This is a genomic window from Ruegeria sp. SAZD013 (assembly GCF_059612525.1).
Genome location: NZ_JBXWQT010000020.1, coordinates 263,919 through 281,990, shown reverse-complemented (window position 1 = coordinate 281,990; position 18,072 = coordinate 263,919). Strand labels below are relative to the sequence as shown.

The 18,072-nt window shown below is 55.7% G+C and carries 16 protein-coding genes and 3 tRNA genes; 11 read left to right on the top strand and 8 right to left on the bottom strand.

Going from position 1 to position 18,072, the window contains the following annotated elements; genetic code table 11:
- Positions 1 to 61 precede the first annotated feature (61 nt).
- Positions 62 to 913: a class I SAM-dependent methyltransferase gene (locus AC2FLU_RS07610; RefSeq protein ID WP_496811924.1), complete on the bottom strand. Its 852-nt coding sequence runs from the start codon at positions 911 to 913 to the stop codon at positions 62 to 64.
- Positions 914 to 1,050: 137 nt separating this feature from the next.
- Between AC2FLU_RS07610 and AC2FLU_RS07605 the strand changes: the two genes are divergently transcribed.
- The 5 genes from AC2FLU_RS07605 (at position 1,051) to AC2FLU_RS07585 (ending at position 5,774) form a co-directional block, all read left to right on the top strand.
- Complete coding sequence (locus AC2FLU_RS07605; protein ID WP_480472551.1) at positions 1,051 to 2,166, top strand: carboxylate-amine ligase; 1,116 nt, start codon at positions 1,051 to 1,053, stop codon at positions 2,164 to 2,166.
- 110 nt (positions 2,167 to 2,276) lie between these two features.
- The gene (locus AC2FLU_RS07600) at positions 2,277 to 3,419 is read left to right on the top strand and encodes an acyl-CoA dehydrogenase family protein (protein WP_480493274.1); all 1,143 of its coding nucleotides are present in this window, start codon (positions 2,277 to 2,279) and stop codon (positions 3,417 to 3,419) included.
- A 7-nt stretch (positions 3,420 to 3,426) separates the two neighbouring features.
- Positions 3,427 to 4,467 (top strand): enoyl-CoA hydratase/isomerase family protein, encoded by a 1,041-nt coding sequence (locus tag AC2FLU_RS07595; RefSeq protein WP_480553388.1) that lies wholly within the window; start codon positions 3,427 to 3,429, stop codon positions 4,465 to 4,467.
- A 3-nt stretch (positions 4,468 to 4,470) separates the two neighbouring features.
- Positions 4,471 to 5,343: a 3-hydroxyisobutyrate dehydrogenase gene (gene mmsB / locus AC2FLU_RS07590; RefSeq protein WP_480493278.1), complete on the top strand. Its 873-nt coding sequence runs from the start codon at positions 4,471 to 4,473 to the stop codon at positions 5,341 to 5,343.
- Between the two features lie 107 nt (positions 5,344 to 5,450).
- Entirely contained in the window at positions 5,451 to 5,774 is a 324-nt protein-coding gene (locus tag AC2FLU_RS07585) for a hypothetical protein (RefSeq protein WP_496808539.1), read from the top strand.
- Positions 5,775 to 5,790: 16 nt separating this feature from the next.
- Here AC2FLU_RS07585 and uvrA read toward each other — a convergent pair whose 3' ends face one another.
- From uvrA to AC2FLU_RS07570, 3 genes are all read right to left on the bottom strand, one after another.
- The gene (uvrA, locus tag AC2FLU_RS07580) at positions 5,791 to 8,649 is read right to left on the bottom strand and encodes an excinuclease ABC subunit UvrA (RefSeq protein ID WP_496808540.1); all 2,859 of its coding nucleotides are present in this window, start codon (positions 8,647 to 8,649) and stop codon (positions 5,791 to 5,793) included.
- Between the two features lie 177 nt (positions 8,650 to 8,826).
- Positions 8,827 to 8,903: transfer RNA gene (locus tag AC2FLU_RS07575), tRNA-Asp, on the bottom strand.
- A 45-nt stretch (positions 8,904 to 8,948) separates the two neighbouring features.
- Positions 8,949 to 9,025: transfer RNA gene (locus AC2FLU_RS07570), tRNA-Asp, on the bottom strand.
- A 181-nt stretch (positions 9,026 to 9,206) separates the two neighbouring features.
- Between AC2FLU_RS07570 and AC2FLU_RS07565 the strand changes: the two genes are divergently transcribed.
- Positions 9,207 to 9,281 (top strand) — tRNA-Val (locus AC2FLU_RS07565).
- 138 nt (positions 9,282 to 9,419) lie between these two features.
- On the opposite strand, the gene lon is transcribed toward AC2FLU_RS07565, so the two are convergent.
- The 3 genes from lon to AC2FLU_RS07550 all read right to left on the bottom strand — a co-directional run bounded on the left by lon (position 9,420) and on the right by AC2FLU_RS07550 (position 14,212).
- A complete protein-coding gene (lon, locus tag AC2FLU_RS07560) occupies positions 9,420 to 11,828 on the bottom strand; it encodes an endopeptidase La (protein ID WP_480472539.1) in 2,409 nt (802 codons plus the stop codon).
- Between the two features lie 279 nt (positions 11,829 to 12,107).
- A complete protein-coding gene (tgt, locus tag AC2FLU_RS07555) occupies positions 12,108 to 13,238 on the bottom strand; it encodes a tRNA guanosine(34) transglycosylase Tgt (RefSeq protein WP_496808543.1) in 1,131 nt (376 codons plus the stop codon).
- 62 nt (positions 13,239 to 13,300) lie between these two features.
- Positions 13,301 to 14,212 carry a nucleoside hydrolase gene (locus tag AC2FLU_RS07550; RefSeq protein WP_496714457.1) on the bottom strand — a complete coding sequence of 304 codons (912 nt, stop codon included), beginning with the start codon at positions 14,210 to 14,212 and terminating at the stop codon, positions 13,301 to 13,303.
- Between the two features lie 175 nt (positions 14,213 to 14,387).
- Between AC2FLU_RS07550 and AC2FLU_RS07545 the strand changes: the two genes are divergently transcribed.
- The 3 genes from AC2FLU_RS07545 to AC2FLU_RS07535 all read left to right on the top strand — a co-directional run bounded on the left by AC2FLU_RS07545 (position 14,388) and on the right by AC2FLU_RS07535 (position 16,013).
- A complete protein-coding gene (locus AC2FLU_RS07545) occupies positions 14,388 to 15,278 on the top strand; it encodes an SPFH domain-containing protein (RefSeq protein ID WP_480472533.1) in 891 nt (296 codons plus the stop codon).
- A complete protein-coding gene (locus AC2FLU_RS07540; protein ID WP_496808544.1) occupies positions 15,278 to 15,556 on the top strand; it encodes an NfeD family protein in 279 nt (92 codons plus the stop codon). The genes AC2FLU_RS07545 and AC2FLU_RS07540 overlap by 1 nt, the downstream gene beginning before the upstream one ends.
- A 94-nt stretch (positions 15,557 to 15,650) precedes the next feature.
- Positions 15,651 to 16,013, top strand: a complete 363-nt coding sequence (locus tag AC2FLU_RS07535) for an SUF system Fe-S cluster assembly protein (RefSeq protein ID WP_209504059.1) — start codon at positions 15,651 to 15,653, stop codon at positions 16,011 to 16,013.
- Positions 16,014 to 16,243: 230 nt separating this feature from the next.
- On the opposite strand, the gene AC2FLU_RS07530 is transcribed toward AC2FLU_RS07535, so the two are convergent.
- Positions 16,244 to 16,660 carry a hypothetical protein gene (locus AC2FLU_RS07530; protein WP_480516876.1) on the bottom strand — a complete coding sequence of 139 codons (417 nt, stop codon included), beginning with the start codon at positions 16,658 to 16,660 and terminating at the stop codon, positions 16,244 to 16,246.
- A gap of 142 nt (positions 16,661 to 16,802) precedes the next feature.
- Here AC2FLU_RS07530 and AC2FLU_RS07525 point away from each other — a divergent pair, with 142 nt between their 5' ends.
- Positions 16,803 to 17,168, top strand: a complete 366-nt coding sequence (locus tag AC2FLU_RS07525; RefSeq protein WP_480476725.1) for a HesB/IscA family protein — start codon at positions 16,803 to 16,805, stop codon at positions 17,166 to 17,168.
- A 148-nt stretch (positions 17,169 to 17,316) separates the two neighbouring features.
- A complete protein-coding gene (gene tpiA, locus AC2FLU_RS07520) occupies positions 17,317 to 18,066 on the top strand; it encodes a triose-phosphate isomerase (RefSeq protein ID WP_480472529.1) in 750 nt (249 codons plus the stop codon).
- The last annotated feature ends 6 nt before the right edge of the window (positions 18,067 to 18,072 follow it).

The following is an 18,072-nucleotide window of genomic DNA, read 5'->3' as shown; positions in this document are numbered from 1 at the left end:
TCCTCTCCAGCTTGTTATGGAAAGGGATACGGGGCTTTCGTCACGCCGGATCAGTCTGAGATCATTTTTCTTTTAGCTGCACCCACATGCTTTGCGTGCGACCTTCAGCCAAAAAGGGCAAATCGGCGACGGCATCGGGTCGATCCTGTTGCAAGTAATATCCCGGCCAAAGCATTGAATACGCGCCAGATTGCAGCAAAGCGTGCAGCATGTACTGCTCACCCCAACCCGGGCAATCATAGAAGAACCGCTTGGGGTATTCGTAGGGCAGAAAAACATCGTGCACATGGATCACCACTCCGGGCTTCAGTGTTGGAATGATGCGGCAAAAAAGATGAGCTACGTCGTTGCTCATCCGCACGACGTGGCTGGAATCAATAAACAGGATGTCGCCGGCTTCCAGCTCTGAAAACAGCGCCGGGTCGGCCTCCTCCAGCCGTTTTTGTTCGAACCGATCAACAACATGGGCAATGTCAGCGCGGGGATACGGATCGATTGCCGTAATTGTGGTGTTAAACCCGCCATCGATGACCGCCTGCCGGGTTACTCGGGTCGAGTTACCGCATCCAACCTCGATCACCCGCCGGGGCTGAAAGCGGCGGATCATCAGATACAAGGCATCCGCGTCCGGGCTGTCGTAATAGCCGTTTCCGGTACGATAGCCAGTCTGATTGCGCTCTGGATCCTTCAGCGCCTCTAGCGCATTCTTGTGCATGGCGTATTCACTGGCCAGCTGCGAAATATCAAACCCATCCATCCCCGGGGACAAAGCATAGACGGGGCGCGTCAGACCTCCGGCAGCCTCAAAAGCTTCCAACCGTGTGCGCTCATCCTGTTCGGTGACCTTGTCGACCAGTTTCACACCCAGCTCATCCAGGGCGGCGTTGATCTGCGGGAATTTTCTGGGTTTCAAGTCGCTGGCTCCGTAGTCTTTGCTGCGATGTTCCTTACCTTTGCTAGTCGTTCCTCTGCAAGGACAAGCCGGGCAAACTCTTGGCAAAAAGAAAATTTCCGTATTCACTGATCGAAATAACTACCGCGAGGGCCGCCATGCAGCAGGAATTCACGATCGGGATCGAAGAAGAATACCTTCTTGTAGACCGCGACAGCCTCCAATTGTCCGAAGCCCCCGAAGCGCTGATGGAAGCCTGTCAGAATGATTTCGAAGGTCAGGTCAGCCCCGAATTCCTGCAATGCCAGATTGAAGTCGGCACCCGCCCGCATGCAACCGTTGCTTCGGCGCGCGAGGACCTGAAACGCCTGCGGTCCTGTGTATCAGAACGGGCAGCGGATTATAATCTGTCGCCAATTGCCGTGTCGTGCCACCCTTTCGCAAACTGGAAGGATCAGCATCACACCCGCAAAGAACGCTATGATGCGCTGCAACATGCGCTGGGGGGCGTGGCCCGCCGGATGCTGATCTGCGGAATGCATGTTCATGTCGGGGTTGAAAGCCAAGCATTGCGTTCTGATCTGATGCCGCAATTGTCTTACTTCCTGCCGCATCTTCTGGCGTTGTCCACGTCCTCGCCTTTCTGGAATGGCGAGGATACGGGCCTGTCTTCGTACCGCCTGACTGTCTTTGACAATTTGCCGCGCACTGGTCTGCCGCCGGTCTTTGCAAGCTGGGGCGAATATGAACGCACGACAGGTATTTTGATTGAACTGGGGGTCATTGAAGATACCACTAAGATCTGGTGGGACCTGCGCCCCTCGCATCGCTTTCCAACGCTTGAAACGCGGATTATGGATGTCCAGCCAAGGTTGGAGCACACGCTTTCACTTGCCGCCCTTATTCAGGCGTTGACCAGAATGTTGTGCCGCTTGAAAGATCGCAACTTGCGCTGGCGGCAATATGATCGCTTTCTTATAGGTGAAAACCGCTGGCGCGCACAGCGATATGGTGTGGGCGAAGGATTGATCGACTTCGGCGATCGCTCGATCAAACCCATGTCCGATTTGATCGGTGATCTGATGGGATTGCTGGCCGAAGATGCCGAGGCACTGGGCACAATGTCGGAACTGGCCCGCCTGCGGCAGATTGCCGAAAACGGCACCTCGGCCACACGCCAGCGCCGCGTTCACGCCGAGGCTGCCGCACGAGGAGAAGATCCCGGCAAGGCCGTCGTACGCCACCTGATCGAAGAGTTCCATGCGGATCTTTAGGCACTAACGACAACAGCCCCGTGCCCAGAGCCATTGTTGAACCTGCAAAATTTCTGTAAGAATTCAGAAATAAACAACTGTTCAATTCATTGCCGATGGGAGGGAGCGCCATGGATTTCGCACTCAGCGAGGAACAAACAGCCATTTTCGATATGGCACATGCCTTTGGGCAGGAACATATCGCCCCTTTTGCCCGGCAATGGGAGGCTGATGGAACGATCCCCAAAACCTTGTGGCCCCAAATCGGAGAGCTTGGCTTCGGTGCCCTTTACGTGTCAGAGGCTAGCGGTGGGTCAAACCTGACCCGTCTGGATGCAACCCTGGTTTTTGAGGCCTTATCGATGGCCTGCCCGTCGGTCGCAGCCTTCCTGTCGATCCATAACATGTGCGCCAAGATGCTCGACAATTTTGCCGACGATGACCTCAAGGCGCGCATTATGCCCGATGTTCTGAGCTTGAAAACTGTGCTGAGTTATTGCTTGACCGAGCCCGGCTCTGGATCGGATGCGGCGGCGCTGAAAACACGTGCCGAACGAACCAATGAAGGCTATACGCTGAACGGAACAAAAGCCTTCATTTCAGGCGGCGGATATTCCGACGCTTACGTCTGCATGGTGCGTACCGGTCAGGATGGACCCAAAGGGATATCGACCGTTTACGTTGAAGACGGCACGCCCGGACTCAGCTTCGGCGCGCTCGAGCAGAAGATGGGCTGGAAAAGCCAACCCACCGCGCAAGTTCAGTTCGACGATTGCAAGATACCGGCCGGAAACCTTGTGGGCACGGAAGGAGACGGGTTCAAATATGCGATGATGGGGCTGGATGGCGGGCGGCTTAACATTTCGGCCTGTTCCCTTGGGGCCGCTCAGGCGGGGCTGGACATGACGCTGCAATACATGTCTGAACGTAAGGCTTTTGGCCAATCCATCGACCAGTTTCAGGCCCTTCAGTTCCGTCTGGCGGATATGGAGATCGAATTGCAGGCCGCGCGTACGTTCCTTCGGCAGGCAGCCTGGAAGCTGGATCAGGGCGCATCCGATGCCACGAAGTTCTGCGCTATGGCCAAGAAATTCGTCACTGAGACCGGATCGAAAGTGGTGGATCAGTGCCTGCAATTGCATGGTGGTTATGGCTACCTTGCTGATTACGGCATCGAAAAGCTTGTGCGTGATCTTCGTGTGCACCAGATATTGGAAGGCACGAATGAGATCATGCGTGTGATCGTATCGCGCCAGTTGCTTGCCAATCGCTGAGGCATCCATGTCAGATATCGATATCCGCACCACAGGCCGTGCCGGGCGTATCACCCTGACCCGTCCTCATGCGCTGAACGCGATGACCTATGACATGTGCATGGCCATCGACACAGCGCTGCGCAACTGGCGCGAGGACGATGAGATTGACCTGATCATCCTGGACGCCGAAGGGGAAAAAGCCTTCTGCTCGGGCGGTGATATTGCTGAACTTTATGAAACCGGCACCAAGGGCGATTTCTCTTACGGTCAGAAATTCTGGCGTGACGAATACCGTCTGAATGCCCTGATCTTCGAATATCCAAAGCCGGTCATCAGCTTTCTTCAGGGGTTCGCGATGGGCGGCGGTGTTGGCATCGGATGCCATGGCAGCCATCGCGTTGTAGGTGAAAGTGCAAAGATAGCCATGCCAGAATGCTCCATCGGACTGGTGCCGGATGTCGGCGGCTCTTTGATGCTGGCCCTTGCACCCGGACGCACGGGTGAGTTTCTGGGGACAACGGGCTATCGGATGGGGCCTGCGGATGCGATCTATGCAGGGTTTGCCGATCTTTTCATCCCACAATCACAATGGTCCGATCTGATCGAGCTGCTCGAAGCCTCTGGAAACGCTGAACTATTGGCTGACCATGCTGATACACCGCCTGTTGGTGAATTGGCGAACTTGCAGGCCCAGATCGATCAGCATTTTTCCGGTGAAACCCTTGGCGACGTTCTGAACAGTCTGCACAGCGACGACAGTGAGTTTTCGGAAAAAACTCTGGGCATACTGAGGAAGAACGCGCCGCTTTCCGTGGCCTGCACGATCGAGATTCTTCACCGCCTGCGCACCCCTTCTCTGACCATACGCCGAGCTCTGGAGATGGAGTATCGTTTCACCTACCGCGCGATGGAGCATGGAGATTTTCTGGAAGGTATCCGCGCGCAGATCATCGACAAGGATCGCAATCCGAACTGGCAGTTTCCTGACATGAACGTCCCTCTGGTTGCCGTGTCGAAAATGCTTCAGCCCCTGGGTGCGGACGCCCTGACTTTCGAAGAGGATTAAGAGATGCAAATCGGTTTCATCGGACTGGGAAACATGGGCGCGCCAATGGCGGCCAATCTGGCAAAAGCCGGTCATAAGGTACTTGGCTTTGACACAGCGGGCGTGACGGTTGACGGAGTTACTCCGGCCGAAACCGCTTCGGAAGCCGTCGCAGCGGCCGATGCTGTCATCACGATGCTGCCAAACGGTGCGATTCTGAGGGCCGTTGCCGATCAAATCATTCCCGCAATGGCACAAGGTGCCGTGTTAATCGATTGCTCGACGGTTGATGTGGAAAGCGCGCGGGCAGTTGCGGATCAGGCCATCAACGCCGGACTGTTGTCCGTAGACGCGCCGGTTTCAGGCGGCATCGGTGGTGCTGCGGCTGGCACGCTGACCTTCATGGCTGGCGGATCAGAGGCCGCGTTTGCCAAGGCATCTCCCCTGTTCGACATCATGGGGCAGAAAGCTGTTCACTGTGGTGAGGCCGGTGCCGGCCAGGCCGCCAAAATCTGCAATAACATGATCCTTGGTGTCACCATGATCGCAACCTGTGAAGCCTTCGCCCTAGCCGACAAGCTTGGTCTGGACCGGCAGAAGATGTTTGACGTGGTAAGTACGTCGTCCGGATACAGTTGGACGATGAACGCCTATTGCCCTGCCCCCGGTGTCGGTCCGCAAAGCCCGGCGGACAATGGGTACGCCCCCGGTTTCGCGGCCGAGCTTATGTTGAAGGACCTGCGCCTGAGCCAGCAGGCGGCAGAGAGTGCAGATGCAGATACACCGATGGGTCAGGTTGCCACCGCGCTTTATGAGCAATTTGTCGAGAATGAAGATGGCAAGGGACGCGATTTCAGTGCCATGCTGCCACGGTTCGAAAAGCGCGGGCGTGAATAAGACAACTGGCGGCATCTTGCCCAACGATTTGACAGATGTTGGGCAAGCGACCATCTAGGCAGTCATGAACAAAAGGCCCGGCTGGCCAAATCGCAAAGGACGGCGACATGACGAGATTTTTGGTGACGACGGCAACTCTGGCGGCTTTGGCCCTTTCCCCGGTTGCCGCGATTGCAAAGAATAAGGCCGGTCATTGCCCTCCGGGTCTGGCCAAGAAATCCGTTCCCTGCGTGCCGCCTGGTCAGGCAAAGAAAATCTATCGCGATGGTGACTTCATTACCAACGACTACCGTTGGATCAATGACCCCTATCGCTATGGGTTGAACCGAAACTACTCATATGTCCGTGCGGGTGATTACGTGTACCGGGTCGACCCCGAGACACGCAAAGTCCTGAACCTGATCGGCGCGATCGCAGATATCCTGAACTGAGGCCGCGTCTAGGCACTTATTCTGCCGCGACGCGCGCCCCTTTCAGCATCGGCTTCAGGTATCGCCCGGTGTGGCTGCGTTCAACATCGGCTATGTCTTCTGGTGTTCCGGTGGCGACGATTTCGCCACCGCCATCACCACCTTCAGGTCCAATGTCGATGATATGATCCGCAGTTTTGACCACATCCAGATTATGTTCAATCACCACCACAGTATTGCCCTGATCGACAAGTTCGTGCAGCACTTCCAACAGCTTGCGCACATCTTCGAAATGCAGACCTGTTGTCGGTTCGTCGAGAATATAGAGCGTTCGCCCGGTTGAACGCTTCGACAGTTCCTTAGACAGCTTTACCCGCTGCGCCTCGCCACCTGACAACGTTGTGGCTTGTTGACCCACCTTGATATAGCCAAGACCCACACGAGCAAGGGCGTCCATCCTGTCCCGGATTGACGGCACGGCCTTGAAGAACTCCTGCGCATCTTCCACTGTCATATCAAGCACATCCGCGATGGATTTGCCCTTGAACTTGATCTCAAGCGTCTCGCGGTTATACCGCGCGCCTTTGCAGGTTTCGCAAGTCACGTAGACATCCGGCAGAAAGTGCATCTCGATCTTGATGACACCGTCACCCTGACATGCCTCGCACCGCCCGCCTTTGACGTTAAAGCTGAAGCGACCCGGTTTGTATCCGCGTGCCTTAGCCTCGGGCAGACCGGCAAACCAATCTCGGATCGGGGTGAAGGCGCCAGTATAAGTCGCCGGGTTTGAACGCGGCGTTCGCCCAATGGGTCGCTGGTCGATGTCGATGACCTTATCGAGGTGTTCCAGCCCCTTGATGGTTTCACAGGGTGCTGGTGTCTGACGTGCTCCGTTCAGCCGCATTGACGCGGTTTTGAACAATGTCTCGATGGTGAGGGTGGATTTACCCCCGCCAGACACTCCGGTGACACAAACGAATTTGCCCAAGGGGAATTCGGCTGTGACATTCTTCAGGTTGTTGCCTGTGGCCTTGACCACCGTGACTTTCTGCTTCTTGCCTTTACGGCGCTGTACCGGAACTGCGATTTCACGCGTTCCTGCAAGGTACTGCCCGGTAATGGAGGCCGCATCCGCCGCGATTTGCGCAGGCGTTCCATGACTGACCACCTGCCCGCCATGTACACCTGCTCCCGGACCGATATCGAAAACATAGTCAGCTTCACGGATGGCTTCCTCGTCATGTTCTACAACGATCACCGTATTGCCCTGATCCCTCAGGTTCTTGAGCGTACCCAGAAGCCGGTCATTGTCTCGCTGATGCAGCCCGATCGAAGGCTCATCCAAAACATAGAGAACCCCGGTCAGCCCCGAGCCGATCTGACTGGCCAGACGAATACGCTGGCTCTCGCCACCTGACAGTGTTCCGCTTGAACGGGACAGCGTAAGATATTCCAAACCAACGTTATTCAGGAAACCGAGTCGCTCGCGAATCTCCTTGAGAATGGCGCGGGCAATTTCGTTTTTCTGGGCGCTCAGGTGGTTGGGCGCGTCTTCGATCCACGCCAAAGCCTCACGGATCGACATCTGCACCACCTGCCCCACATGCAGCCCGGCGATCTTTACCGCCAGCGCTTCGGCCCGAAGCCTGTAACCTTCGCAGGCGCCGCAGGGACGATTGTTTTGATATCGTTCAAATTCCTCACGAATCCATGCGCTGTCGGTTTCGCGGTACCGGCGTTCCATATTCGGGATCACGCCTTCAAAACTGCGGGTCACCTGATAGACGCGCCCACCTTCATCGTACCGGAACTGAATTTCATCATCCCCGGACCCACGCAGAAAGACCTCCTGCACATTATAAGGCAGGTCTTTCCAGGGCGTGTTCTTGTCAAACTCGTAATGGCGCGCAATGGCCTCGATTGTTTGTAGGAAATAAGGGGATTTACCCTTGCGCCACGGTGCCAAAGCACCATCGTAGAGTTTCAGCGTCTGGTCCGGCACCACCAGGCGTTCATCGAAAAACAACTCAACTCCAAGACCGTCACAATCCGGGCAGGCACCGAAGGGCGCGTTGAACGAAAACAGGCGTGGTTCGATTTCGGGAATGGTGAAACCGCTGACCGGGCAGGCAAAATTCTCGCTGAATGTGATGCGTTCCTGATCACCTTCACGCGGGGCAGTTTCCAAAATGGCAATCCCGTCCGCTAAGTCCAGAGCGGTGCGCAGGCTGTCGGCCAGGCGCGTTTCCATTCCTTCCCGCACAACCAGTCTATCAACAACCACGTCGATATCGTGACGGAATTTCTTATCCAATACAGGCGGTTGATCCAGTTCGTAGAACTCTCCGTCCACCTTGACGCGTTGGAAACCCTGTTTGCGCAGCTCCAGGAATTCTTTTTTGTACTCACCCTTCCGGTCGCGCACGATGGGGGCCAGAAGATAACCGCGCGTACCGTCTTCCATTGTCATGATCCGGTCGACCATGTCCTGCACCTGCTGCGCCTCAATCGGTTGCCCGGTGGCTGGGCTGTAGGGCGTTCCGGCGCGGGCAAACAGCAGACGCAGATAGTCATAGATCTCGGTCACCGTGCCCACAGTTGAACGCGGATTCTTGGACGTCGTCTTTTGTTCAATCGAAATTGCCGGAGACAGGCCGCTGATATGATCGACATCCGGCTTTTCCATCATATCCAGGAATTGCCGGGCATAGGCCGAAAGGCTTTCGACATACCGGCGCTGGCCTTCTGCATAGATGGTGTCAAACGCCAATGAGGACTTCCCCGAACCCGACAGTCCAGTTATGACCACCAACTGATCCCGAGGGATATCAACGTCTATACCTTTGAGGTTATGTTCGCGCGCGCCGCGCACCTCGATATTCTTCAGCTCAGCCATATGCGGCCCCCAACAAACAAGTGGTTAAGAGATAGGCGAGCCAGACCAAGACTCCAACAGAAAAGTTAGAACATTTAGTGAACAGTCGAATTTTCGCCGATCAAAACCTGCAATGAACACAGGATTGACTAAAGGTGCCTAAAAAGGCGCAACCCTTGATCTGTTAGAGGAGGAAAATGGCGCGGTTGACGGGGCTCGAACCCGCGACCCCCGGCGTGACAGGCCGGTACTCTAACCAACTGAGCTACAACCGCGCATCTATTTTCGTGGCCTTTAACCTGGACCAAGGATGGCAGCGATGGCGCGGTTGACGGGGCTCGAACCCGCGACCCCCGGCGTGACAGGCCGGTACTCTAACCAACTGAGCTACAACCGCCCGCTGCAAGTTCATTGCTGAACGTTTGGGTGTATTATGGCTACGCTCGGGCAGCGTCAAGCGGCGTTTTCAAGTTTTTTGTCAAATTCCAGGTTTTTGTATACGGCGCGATTTTTTGCGGATGCCGCGGGTTCTATTTCCCTTGCAGCCAACCTTCGGGAAAGATATCACCCCGTCCCATGGGTGATTAGCTCAGTGGTAGAGCGCTTCGTTCACATCGAAGATGTCAGCGGTTCAAATCCGTTATCACCCACCATTTTCAAAGCTCGCCGATGCCCAAAATGATACACTGGTTTCATCCAGCGTTTTGGCGCTGCATGTTGCAGTTTTCACTACATCCCTCGACAAATAAAGGCGAAGCTATTGCTTCGCCTTTATTTGATTTTCCAAAGACTTAATGCGCGGTTGCGGAAGGTCCGGTATTACCGGTTGACGCGGCCGCCGCTGCTGCGGCCTCTTCCGCGGCTTCATCCCACTCGATCGGTTCAGGTTTGCGCACCAATGCGTGTTCCAGAACTTCCGAGACATGTTTGACCGGGATGATCTTCAGCCCTTCTTTGACGTTGTCCGGGATATCCGCGAGATCCTTTTCATTCTCTTCCGGGATCAGAACGGTCTTTATCCCACCACGCAGCGCGGCCAGTAGTTTTTCTTTCAATCCACCAATCGGCATCGCATTCCCGCGCAGTGAGACTTCGCCGGTCATCGCGATGTCTTTCCGAACCGGAATACCGGTCAGAACCGAGACAATCGACGTGACCATGGCCAGACCTGCCGATGGGCCATCCTTGGGTGTCGCGCCATCCGGCACGTGAACGTGAATGTCGATCTTGTCAAACTGCGGCGGCTTTACCCCGATCTGAGGTGAAATCGAACGCACATAGGACGAAGCGGCGTCGATGGATTCCTTCATCACATCGCCCAGCTTACCGGTCGTCTTCATCCGCCCTTTGCCGGGCAGTTTCAACGCTTCGATATGCAGCAGGTCGCCACCCACTGACGTCCAGGCAAGACCGGTGACAACACCAACCTGATCGTCCTGCTCGGCCAGACCGTAACGGAATTTCGGCACGCCCAGGAAATCTTGCAGGTTTTCGGGTGTAACCTTAACGGTTTCTGCATCCTTCTTGATGATCTTGGTCAGCGACTTGCGCGCGACCTTGGCGATTTCACGTTCAAGGTTCCGTACACCCGCCTCGCGGGTATAGGTGCGGATGATCTTTTGCAGCGCCTCATCGGTCAGTTCGAATTCCTTGGCTTTCAAACCATGGTTCTTGACCTGTTTGCTGATCAGGTGCTGCTTGGCGATCTCACGCTTTTCGTCCTCTGTGTAACCGGCCAACGGGATGATCTCCATCCGGTCAAGCAAAGGCCCGGGCATGTTGTAGCTGTTCGATGTGGTCAGGAACATCACGTTGGACAGGTCATATTCAACCTCAAGATAATGGTCCATGAACGTGTTGTTCTGTTCCGGGTCCAGCACCTCAAGCATCGCGGATGCTGGGTCGCCCCGGAAATCCTGTCCCATCTTGTCGATTTCATCCAACAAAATCAGCGGGTTCGTGGTCTTCGCCTTTTTCAACGCCTGAATGATTTTGCCGGGCATGGAGCCGATATAGGTCCGACGATGGCCCCGGATCTCGGATTCGTCTCGAACACCACCCAGTGAGATGCGAATGAACTCACGCCCGGTAGCTTTGGCAACCGACTTACCCAGCGAGGTCTTGCCCACGCCCGGAGGGCCGACAAGGCAAAGAATCGGCCCTTTCAGCTTTTTCGAGCGCTGCTGAACCGCGAGGTATTCAACGATCCGTTCCTTGACCTTCTCAAGCCCATAGTGGTCCGCGTCCAGAATCTCCTGCGCGCGGCCCAGATCCTTTTTGACACGGGATTTAGTGCCCCAAGGCAGAGCAAGAATCCAATCCAGATAGTTGCGCACAACTGTGGCTTCGGCCGACATAGGTGACATGTTCTTGAGCTTCTTAAGCTCACCCTCGGCCTTTTCCCGCGCTTCTTTCGACAGCTTGGTTTCGGCGATTTTGGCTTCCAGTTCAGCAACTTCGTTGCTGCCGTCCTCGCCATCGCCAAGTTCCCTCTGAATGGCCTTCATCTGCTCATTCAGATAATACTCACGCTGCGTCTTCTCCATCTGGGATTTGACACGGGTCTTGATCTTCTTCTCGACCTGCAGAACAGACATCTCGCCCTGCATCAGGCCATAGACCTTCTCAAGCCGCTCGCTGACGCTGAGGGTTTCCAGAAGCTCCTGCTTTTGTTCGACTTCTATGCCCAGATGCCCGGACACAAGGTCGGCCAGCTTCGCAGGCTCGGTGGTATCGCCTACTGCGGTCAGTGCCTCTTCGGGGATGTTCTTGCGCACTTTGGCGTAACGCTCGAACTCGTCCGCGACAGTGCGCAACAGCGCTTCGGTCGTGGTGACGTCGCCGGGAATTTCGGTCAGGTATTCCGCGCGGGCTTCGAAGAACTCTTCGTTCTCCAGAAACTCGGTGATCTGAACGCGCGCCTGCCCCTCGACCAGCACTTTCACCGTGCCATCGGGCAGCTTCAGAAGTTGCAGCACATTGGCCAAAACGCCGGTGCGGTAGATGCCTTCTTCATCCGGATCGTCAACGCCGGGATCGATCTGGCTGGACAACAGAATTTGCTTGTCATCCTGCATCACCTCTTCCAGCGCGCGGACCGATTTGTCACGGCCTACGAAAAGCGGCACGATCATATGTGGGAACACCACAATATCGCGCAGCGGCAGGACGGGGTAGGAGGAATTCAGAGGCTCTTGCATGCTCTATCCTTATCGTTGGCAAGACGGAACTTGTCCCTCATCGAGGCAACATTTGTCCGTCTCCTGTCTTGGACGATAAAGGTGGGGCCTCATCGCCCATTTTCAACCTTACCGCCATGTATCACCAATCAGAATGAACCGAGGTTTGGCGGACTGCAAGGCGTGCCGGGAACATATCCACCAAAATAGTAGAATACGCCCCGGTCTTGCGCGATCAGTCGCCAGAAAACAGCCCGGCTGCGCAGAACTGCCAGTTTTAGCCTCGGAGGGGGCGAAACATCACAGCGGTTCGTTATCCCCCTGCGCGCGTAGCGCGTGGAAATCAGCCTGCCAGGCTTCGAACGCACCATCCGCAATCGCGTCGCGCATTCCGGCCATGATCTCCTGAAAATAATGCAGATTATGCCATGTCAGCAACATGCCGGAAATCATCTCATTCGCGCGGAACACGTGGTGCAGGTAGGCGCGGGAATAATTCGAACAAGCCGGGCAAGTGCAGTGTTCGTCCAGCGGCCGCGGATCGTCTGCGTGACGGGCATTCTTGATGTTCACCACGCCGTAGCGGGTGAAAACCTGCCCTGTACGCCCAGACCGCGAGGGCAACACGCAGTCCATCATGTCGATCCCGCGGGCAACAGCACCGACGATATCGTCGGGCTTGCCGACGCCCATCAGATAGCGCGGCTTGTCCGATGGTAGGAAATCGGGGGCATAATCGAGGCAAGAAAACATGGCCTCCTGCCCTTCGCCTACCGCCAAACCCCCAACTGCATAGCCCTCGAAACCGATAGATTTCAACGCCTCGGCGCTTTCTTCGCGCAGGTCTTTTTCCAGCCCACCTTGCATGATGCCAAAAAGCGCATGCCCCGGACGATCGCCAAACGCATCGCGCGACCGTTCGGCCCATCGCATCGACAGGCGCATTGACTCGGCAATGCGGTCACGATCCGCTGGCAGCGCAGGGCATTCATCGAAACACATGACAATGTCCGAGCCCAACAGGCGCTGGATCTCCATCGACCGTTCCGGCGTCAATTCGTGCTTTGATCCGTCGATATGAGATTTGAAGGTCACGCCCTTTTCAGTCAGCTTGCGCAAACCGGCCAGCGACATGACCTGAAATCCGCCGGAATCTGTCAGAATGGGCCGATCCCAGTTCATGAACTTATGCAGTCCACCCAGTCGATCAATACGCTCAGCGGTCGGGCGCAGCATCAGGTGATAGGTGTTCCCCAGCAGGATGTCTGCCCCCGTCGCGCGAACGCTTTCCGGCATCATCGCCTTGACCGTTGCCGCAGTGCCAACCGGCATAAAGGCAGGCGTTCGCACGTCGCCGCGCGGTGTGCTGATCACTCCGGTCCTGGCTTTGCCGTCTGTTGCCTTCAGATCAAAAGAAAACTGTTGGGTCATGTCATCCCTCGGGTCGCCGAACCGGGCAGGCTTTGCCCGATCCGTTTGGTCTTTGCAACCCGTCAGGGTAGCAAGGCAACACGGTCTGTAAACAGTTGAACAACCCCTGCCCCGTCGACGTCGCGGCAGACCCGAACTGAGGGACGTTCCGGATCAGGTCGCGTCGCCCCCTTCTGGTCGCCTTCGGTGACAACCCGCAGACCCGTTTCGACCATGTCAAACATGGCACCATGAGAACAAGCGATCACAGCCGTCGAATCGTGCAGGCCGCAGCCTTCCAGACCCCCGACATCCTTGTAGAACTTCAGGTAAAAGCGAGAGATATCGCGCAGAAAGGACCCCATGTCAGGTGATCGCATTGCCAGGCTTTCGAAATCCGCAGTCTCGTAGAGCGTTTTCAGCGTGACATCCAAGCCGACAAGTACCGTATCCGGCGGTGTGGCAAAGACCTCTTCAGCCGCAATAGCATCATGGTAGATGTTTGCCTCGGCATGGTTGGTTATATTGCCCGGGCAGTACACAGCGCCGCCCATGATAACCAAACGCCCCAGATTGTCGGCGAATTCCGGATCCAGACGAATGGCGTTGGCGACGTTGGTTAGAGGGCCCACGGCGCAAACCACCAGTTCTTTCTTATGGGTTCGTGCCATGTCGACCAGAAATTCAGCAGCTGGCAGGGCGTGGTTACTTCCAATCTCGGGAATGTCAGTCAGGTCACCGAATCCTTCGGGACCATGCACATGTTCGGATGGCGAATGCGCATCGGCACCCAATGCAACGGCAGCCCCTTCAGCGACAGGCAGATCCAGACCCAGTTTATCAAGCAGGAACCGGGCATTGCGGCTGGATTGATGTACATGCGTGTTTCCAAACACCGTGGTCAGGCCGATCAGCTCGATCTCGGGTGCTGCAGCGGCATAGGCGATTGCCATGGCATCATCGATGCCAGGATCTGTATCGATTATCAGTTTCATCCCCGCCCGATACCGCAAACAATTAGGGATGCAAAGCGGTCACAGCACGATTTTTCGATACTGCGTTTCATTATCGAGGCATTTGCATGGGACTGCTTTCCCCTCATACCAGAGTTGAAATCGAGCGACTCAATCGCCACATGTATACTATAGTACACAAAAACAAGAGGACAGTATGACCGAAGACCAAATCATCGGATTGCTTTCGTCAAACATCATTTACCTGCTGGCCGCGGTGCTGGTAATTGTTATCATTTTCAAGGGCATCAAGATTGTGCCTCAGTCCGAAAAATATGTGGTTGAACGGTTTGGGCGCCTGCATTCCGTGCTTGGCCCCGGCATCAACTTTATCGTTCCGCTGCTGGACATTGCGCGCCACAAGATCTCGATCCTGGAACGCCAACTGCCAAACGCGACGCAGGACGCAATCACCAAGGACAACGTTTTGGTGCAGATCGATACATCGGTCTTCTACCGTATTCTCGAACCTGAAAAGACGGTCTACCGAATCCGCGACGTTGATGGCGCGATTGCTACCACTGTCGCCGGGATCGTTCGCGCCGAGATTGGTAAAATGGATTTGGATGAGGTCCAGTCGAACCGGTCCCAACTGATCACGCGTATTCAGGAAAGCGTTGAAACCGCTGTCGATGACTGGGGCATCGAAGTCACCCGCGCCGAGATTCTGGACGTAAATCTGGATCAGGCCACCCGTGACGCCATGCTGCAACAGCTGAACGCCGAACGCGCCCGTCGTGCGCAGGTGACAGAAGCCGAGGGCAAAAAGCGCGCAGTCGAGCTGCATGCCGACGCCGAGCTTTATGCGGCGGAACAAACCGCCAAGGCGCGGCGCATTCAGGCCGAAGCCGAAGCTTATGCCACAGGTGTGGTCGCCAAGGCCATTCAGGATAACGGCATTGAAGCGGCCCAGTATCAGGTTGCCTTGAAGCAGGTTGAAGCCCTGAATGCGCTTGGAAACGGTACTGGCAAGCAAACTATTGTTGTGCCTGCCAACGCACTGGAAGCCTTTGGTGATGCATTCAAAATGCTAAAAGGAGGAAAATGATGGCAGACCCCTTCTGGTTGACCTGGTGGATCTGGCTCGCCGCCGCATTGGCGCTGGGTATCCTTGAGATTGTCCTGCCAGGGTTCATTTTTCTGGGCTTTGCAATCGGGGCCGCAGTCACGGGCCTTATCCTTGCCGTATCCGGAATGGCTCTGTCTTTGAATGTGTTGGCGTTGATCTTCGCAGTGATGTCACTGACTGCGTGGCTTGTTTTGCGGAAACTGTTTGCATTGCCGCAAGGTCAGGTCAAAACCTTCAACCACGACATCAACGACTAAATTGCCGCGGCGCCCCTATCGGCGCCGCCGCCCTACTGGACGCTGTTGCGGCTATTCCCTATATAATCACTCAGGCAACAGACCCGAGGCAAAGATGACCCACCCGAGCGAACAGTTTGAAGGCACACCGCTGATTGCGCCGTCAACCATTGAGCACCCCCTGTACGAGCCCGTGGTTGAGGCGTGCCGCACGGTCTATGACCCGGAAATCCCCGTGAATATCTATGACCTCGGCCTGATCTACACGATCGACATTTCCACGGACAACGCGGTGAAGGTGATCATGACGCTGACAGCCCCCGGATGCCCGGTTGCCGGCGACATGCCCGGATGGATCATGGAAGCGATCGAGCCTGTTGCAGGCGTCAAAGAGGTCGACGTGGAACTGACCTGGGAGCCACCCTGGGGTATGGAGATGATGTCAGACGAAGCACGTCTGGAACTGGGATTTATGTAGGCACCGACCACAGTTTCCCGGCTATTTGTCACAAAACATTGGTGTTTTTGTTACCTGTTCGTGCTGTCCCTGTCACAATGATACGGGAAAAGACCTGCGGACGGCACCAATCGGTATCGTACCTCGGGCCAGACATGATTTGACCGCCCCCCGAATTCCGGCCCAGAAACACGGACCGTTCTTGCCCGAGAACGGTCCTTTTCATATCCAGATCACCTAACGACGGGTGATCAGTTCAAATTGCAGGTCTTTTTGATTTCCGCAGATCTGGCATCCAGTTGATTGATGTAGTCCCCCGATAGCATTTGCAGCCTTTTGTGTTCCGTTCCTGTGACCAGCCCCAAAAGTGCCCCGGCAGGAGTAATGGCGGCAACACTTTCCAACTGTTGGTCCTGCGCGTGCTTTTTCTCAGTCGCGATGGCGCGCAGATCGCCCTCGGCGGTCGCGCAGTTTACCGGATGCCTCTCTCCATCATTGGCGGCCACCGCATCATCCGGAACAAACAAAAGAACTGCAATGGTAAGTACCGCTCCCAACAAGACTGGATTAAAAATTGCATTTAATCTCTTCACAATATTATCCTTTCCGATGATTTCACAATGCGAACCGTTTTGGCGATCAACCAGCTTAAACCTATTCAGCTCCACGGTTTAACGGTCGGGTGTTTTCAGCGAACCCATACTGTATGCCGGGTTGTTTCATCCTGATAAAACTCTTTATAACACACCGTCTTGAGCCTTGGCCCCCTGAGCCCTAGATTAAATGCAACGCGCGACAACGGAGACTTACATGTTCGGCATTCCCGGCAAACAGGCTGTGACCATGACGCCCAAAGCCGCAGAGCAAATTACCCGCCTGATGAACTCGGGTGGCCACGTCGGCTTGCGCATTGGCGTAAAGAAAGGCGGCTGTGCGGGCATGGAATATACCATGGAATATGTCGATCAGGCCGATCCACACGACGAAGTCGTTGAACAGGATGGTGCACGCGTCATGATCGCACCAATGGCGCAGATGTTTCTGTTCGGGACTGAAATCGATTACGAGGTGTCGTTGCTGGAATCAGGTTTCAAGTTCAGGAACCCGAATGTCGTCGACGCTTGCGGTTGCGGTGAATCCATCAAATTCGATGAGAGCATCGTGCAGAAATCCTAGTTTGCGCCGGGTAATCCTGTGACTCGGGCCCGACCGAACGCCGTGCGTCGATCAAAGCGCGCGAACCCACCCGATCAGTGGAATTGTAAGATCGTGCCGACAATGCTATCCGCATCTTAAATCATCGAATGATCAGGGAGATACGGGTATGCGGCGCAAGCTTGCGGCAGGAAACTGGAAAATGAACGGAACCGGTGCTGCGCTGAGCGAGCTTGAAGCACTGTGCAAGTCCCACCCAGACGCTTCTGTCGATATCCTGATCTGCCCTCCGGCAACATTGCTCAGCCGCGCGGCAGACACCGTACGCGGGTCAGCAGTTACTGTTGGCGGGCAGGATTGCCACGCGGCAAGCGCAGGCGCGTATACAGGCGATATCAGCGCTGAGATGCTGCTGGACGCGGGCGCGACATCAGTCATCCTGGGTCATTCCGAACGGCGCGTGGACCATGAAGAGCATGACGAGGATATACGCGCCAAGGCCCGTGCAGCGATGGACGCGGGGTTAAAAGCGATCATTTGCGTAGGCGAAAGTCTGGAGCAACGAGAGGCGGCCAATACACTCGACATTATCGGCGGTCAGATGTCGGGGTCGATCCCGGATCAGGCAACCGGCGAGAACCTGATCATTGCATATGAACCGATCTGGGCCATCGGCACTGGCAAGGTTCCAACGCTTGATGAGATCGGAGAGGTTCACGACTTCATCCGCGCCCGGTTAGAGCGTCGTTTTGGCGAAGGTGTGGGTCGCTCTGTCCGTTTGCTTTATGGCGGGTCGGTAAAACCCTCCAACGCGGCGGAGATCTTTGCGGTTTCAAATGTCGATGGTGCGCTTGTGGGCGGCGCCAGCCTGAAGGCCGGGGATTTCACGGGCATTATTCAGGCGCTGGAGAGCGTCTAGGTTTCG

Coding starts and splice junctions, on each gene's coding strand:
- AC2FLU_RS07585 (WP_496808539.1), top strand. CDS start 5,451: ATGACGAGATTTTTGGTGACGACGGCAACTCTGGCGGCTTTGGCCCTT.
- AC2FLU_RS07595 (WP_480553388.1), top strand. CDS start 3,427: ATGTCAGATATCGATATCCGCACCACAGGCCGTGCCGGGCGTATCACC.
- AC2FLU_RS07535 (WP_209504059.1), top strand. CDS start 15,651: ATGACCCACCCGAGCGAACAGTTTGAAGGCACACCGCTGATTGCGCCG.
- tpiA (WP_480472529.1), top strand. CDS start 17,317: ATGCGGCGCAAGCTTGCGGCAGGAAACTGGAAAATGAACGGAACCGGT.
- AC2FLU_RS07550 (WP_496714457.1), bottom strand. CDS start 14,212: ATGAAACTGATAATCGATACAGATCCTGGCATCGATGATGCCATGGCA.
- uvrA (WP_496808540.1), bottom strand. CDS start 8,649: ATGGCTGAGCTGAAGAATATCGAGGTGCGCGGCGCGCGCGAACATAAC.
- AC2FLU_RS07525 (WP_480476725.1), top strand. CDS start 16,803: ATGTTCGGCATTCCCGGCAAACAGGCTGTGACCATGACGCCCAAAGCC.
- AC2FLU_RS07545 (WP_480472533.1), top strand. CDS start 14,388: ATGACCGAAGACCAAATCATCGGATTGCTTTCGTCAAACATCATTTAC.
- lon (WP_480472539.1), bottom strand. CDS start 11,828: ATGCAAGAGCCTCTGAATTCCTCCTACCCCGTCCTGCCGCTGCGCGAT.
- AC2FLU_RS07600 (WP_480493274.1), top strand. CDS start 2,277: ATGGATTTCGCACTCAGCGAGGAACAAACAGCCATTTTCGATATGGCA.
- AC2FLU_RS07605 (WP_480472551.1), top strand. CDS start 1,051: ATGCAGCAGGAATTCACGATCGGGATCGAAGAAGAATACCTTCTTGTA.
- AC2FLU_RS07540 (WP_496808544.1), top strand. CDS start 15,278: ATGGCAGACCCCTTCTGGTTGACCTGGTGGATCTGGCTCGCCGCCGCA.
- mmsB (WP_480493278.1), top strand. CDS start 4,471: ATGCAAATCGGTTTCATCGGACTGGGAAACATGGGCGCGCCAATGGCG.
- tgt (WP_496808543.1), bottom strand. CDS start 13,238: ATGACCCAACAGTTTTCTTTTGATCTGAAGGCAACAGACGGCAAAGCC.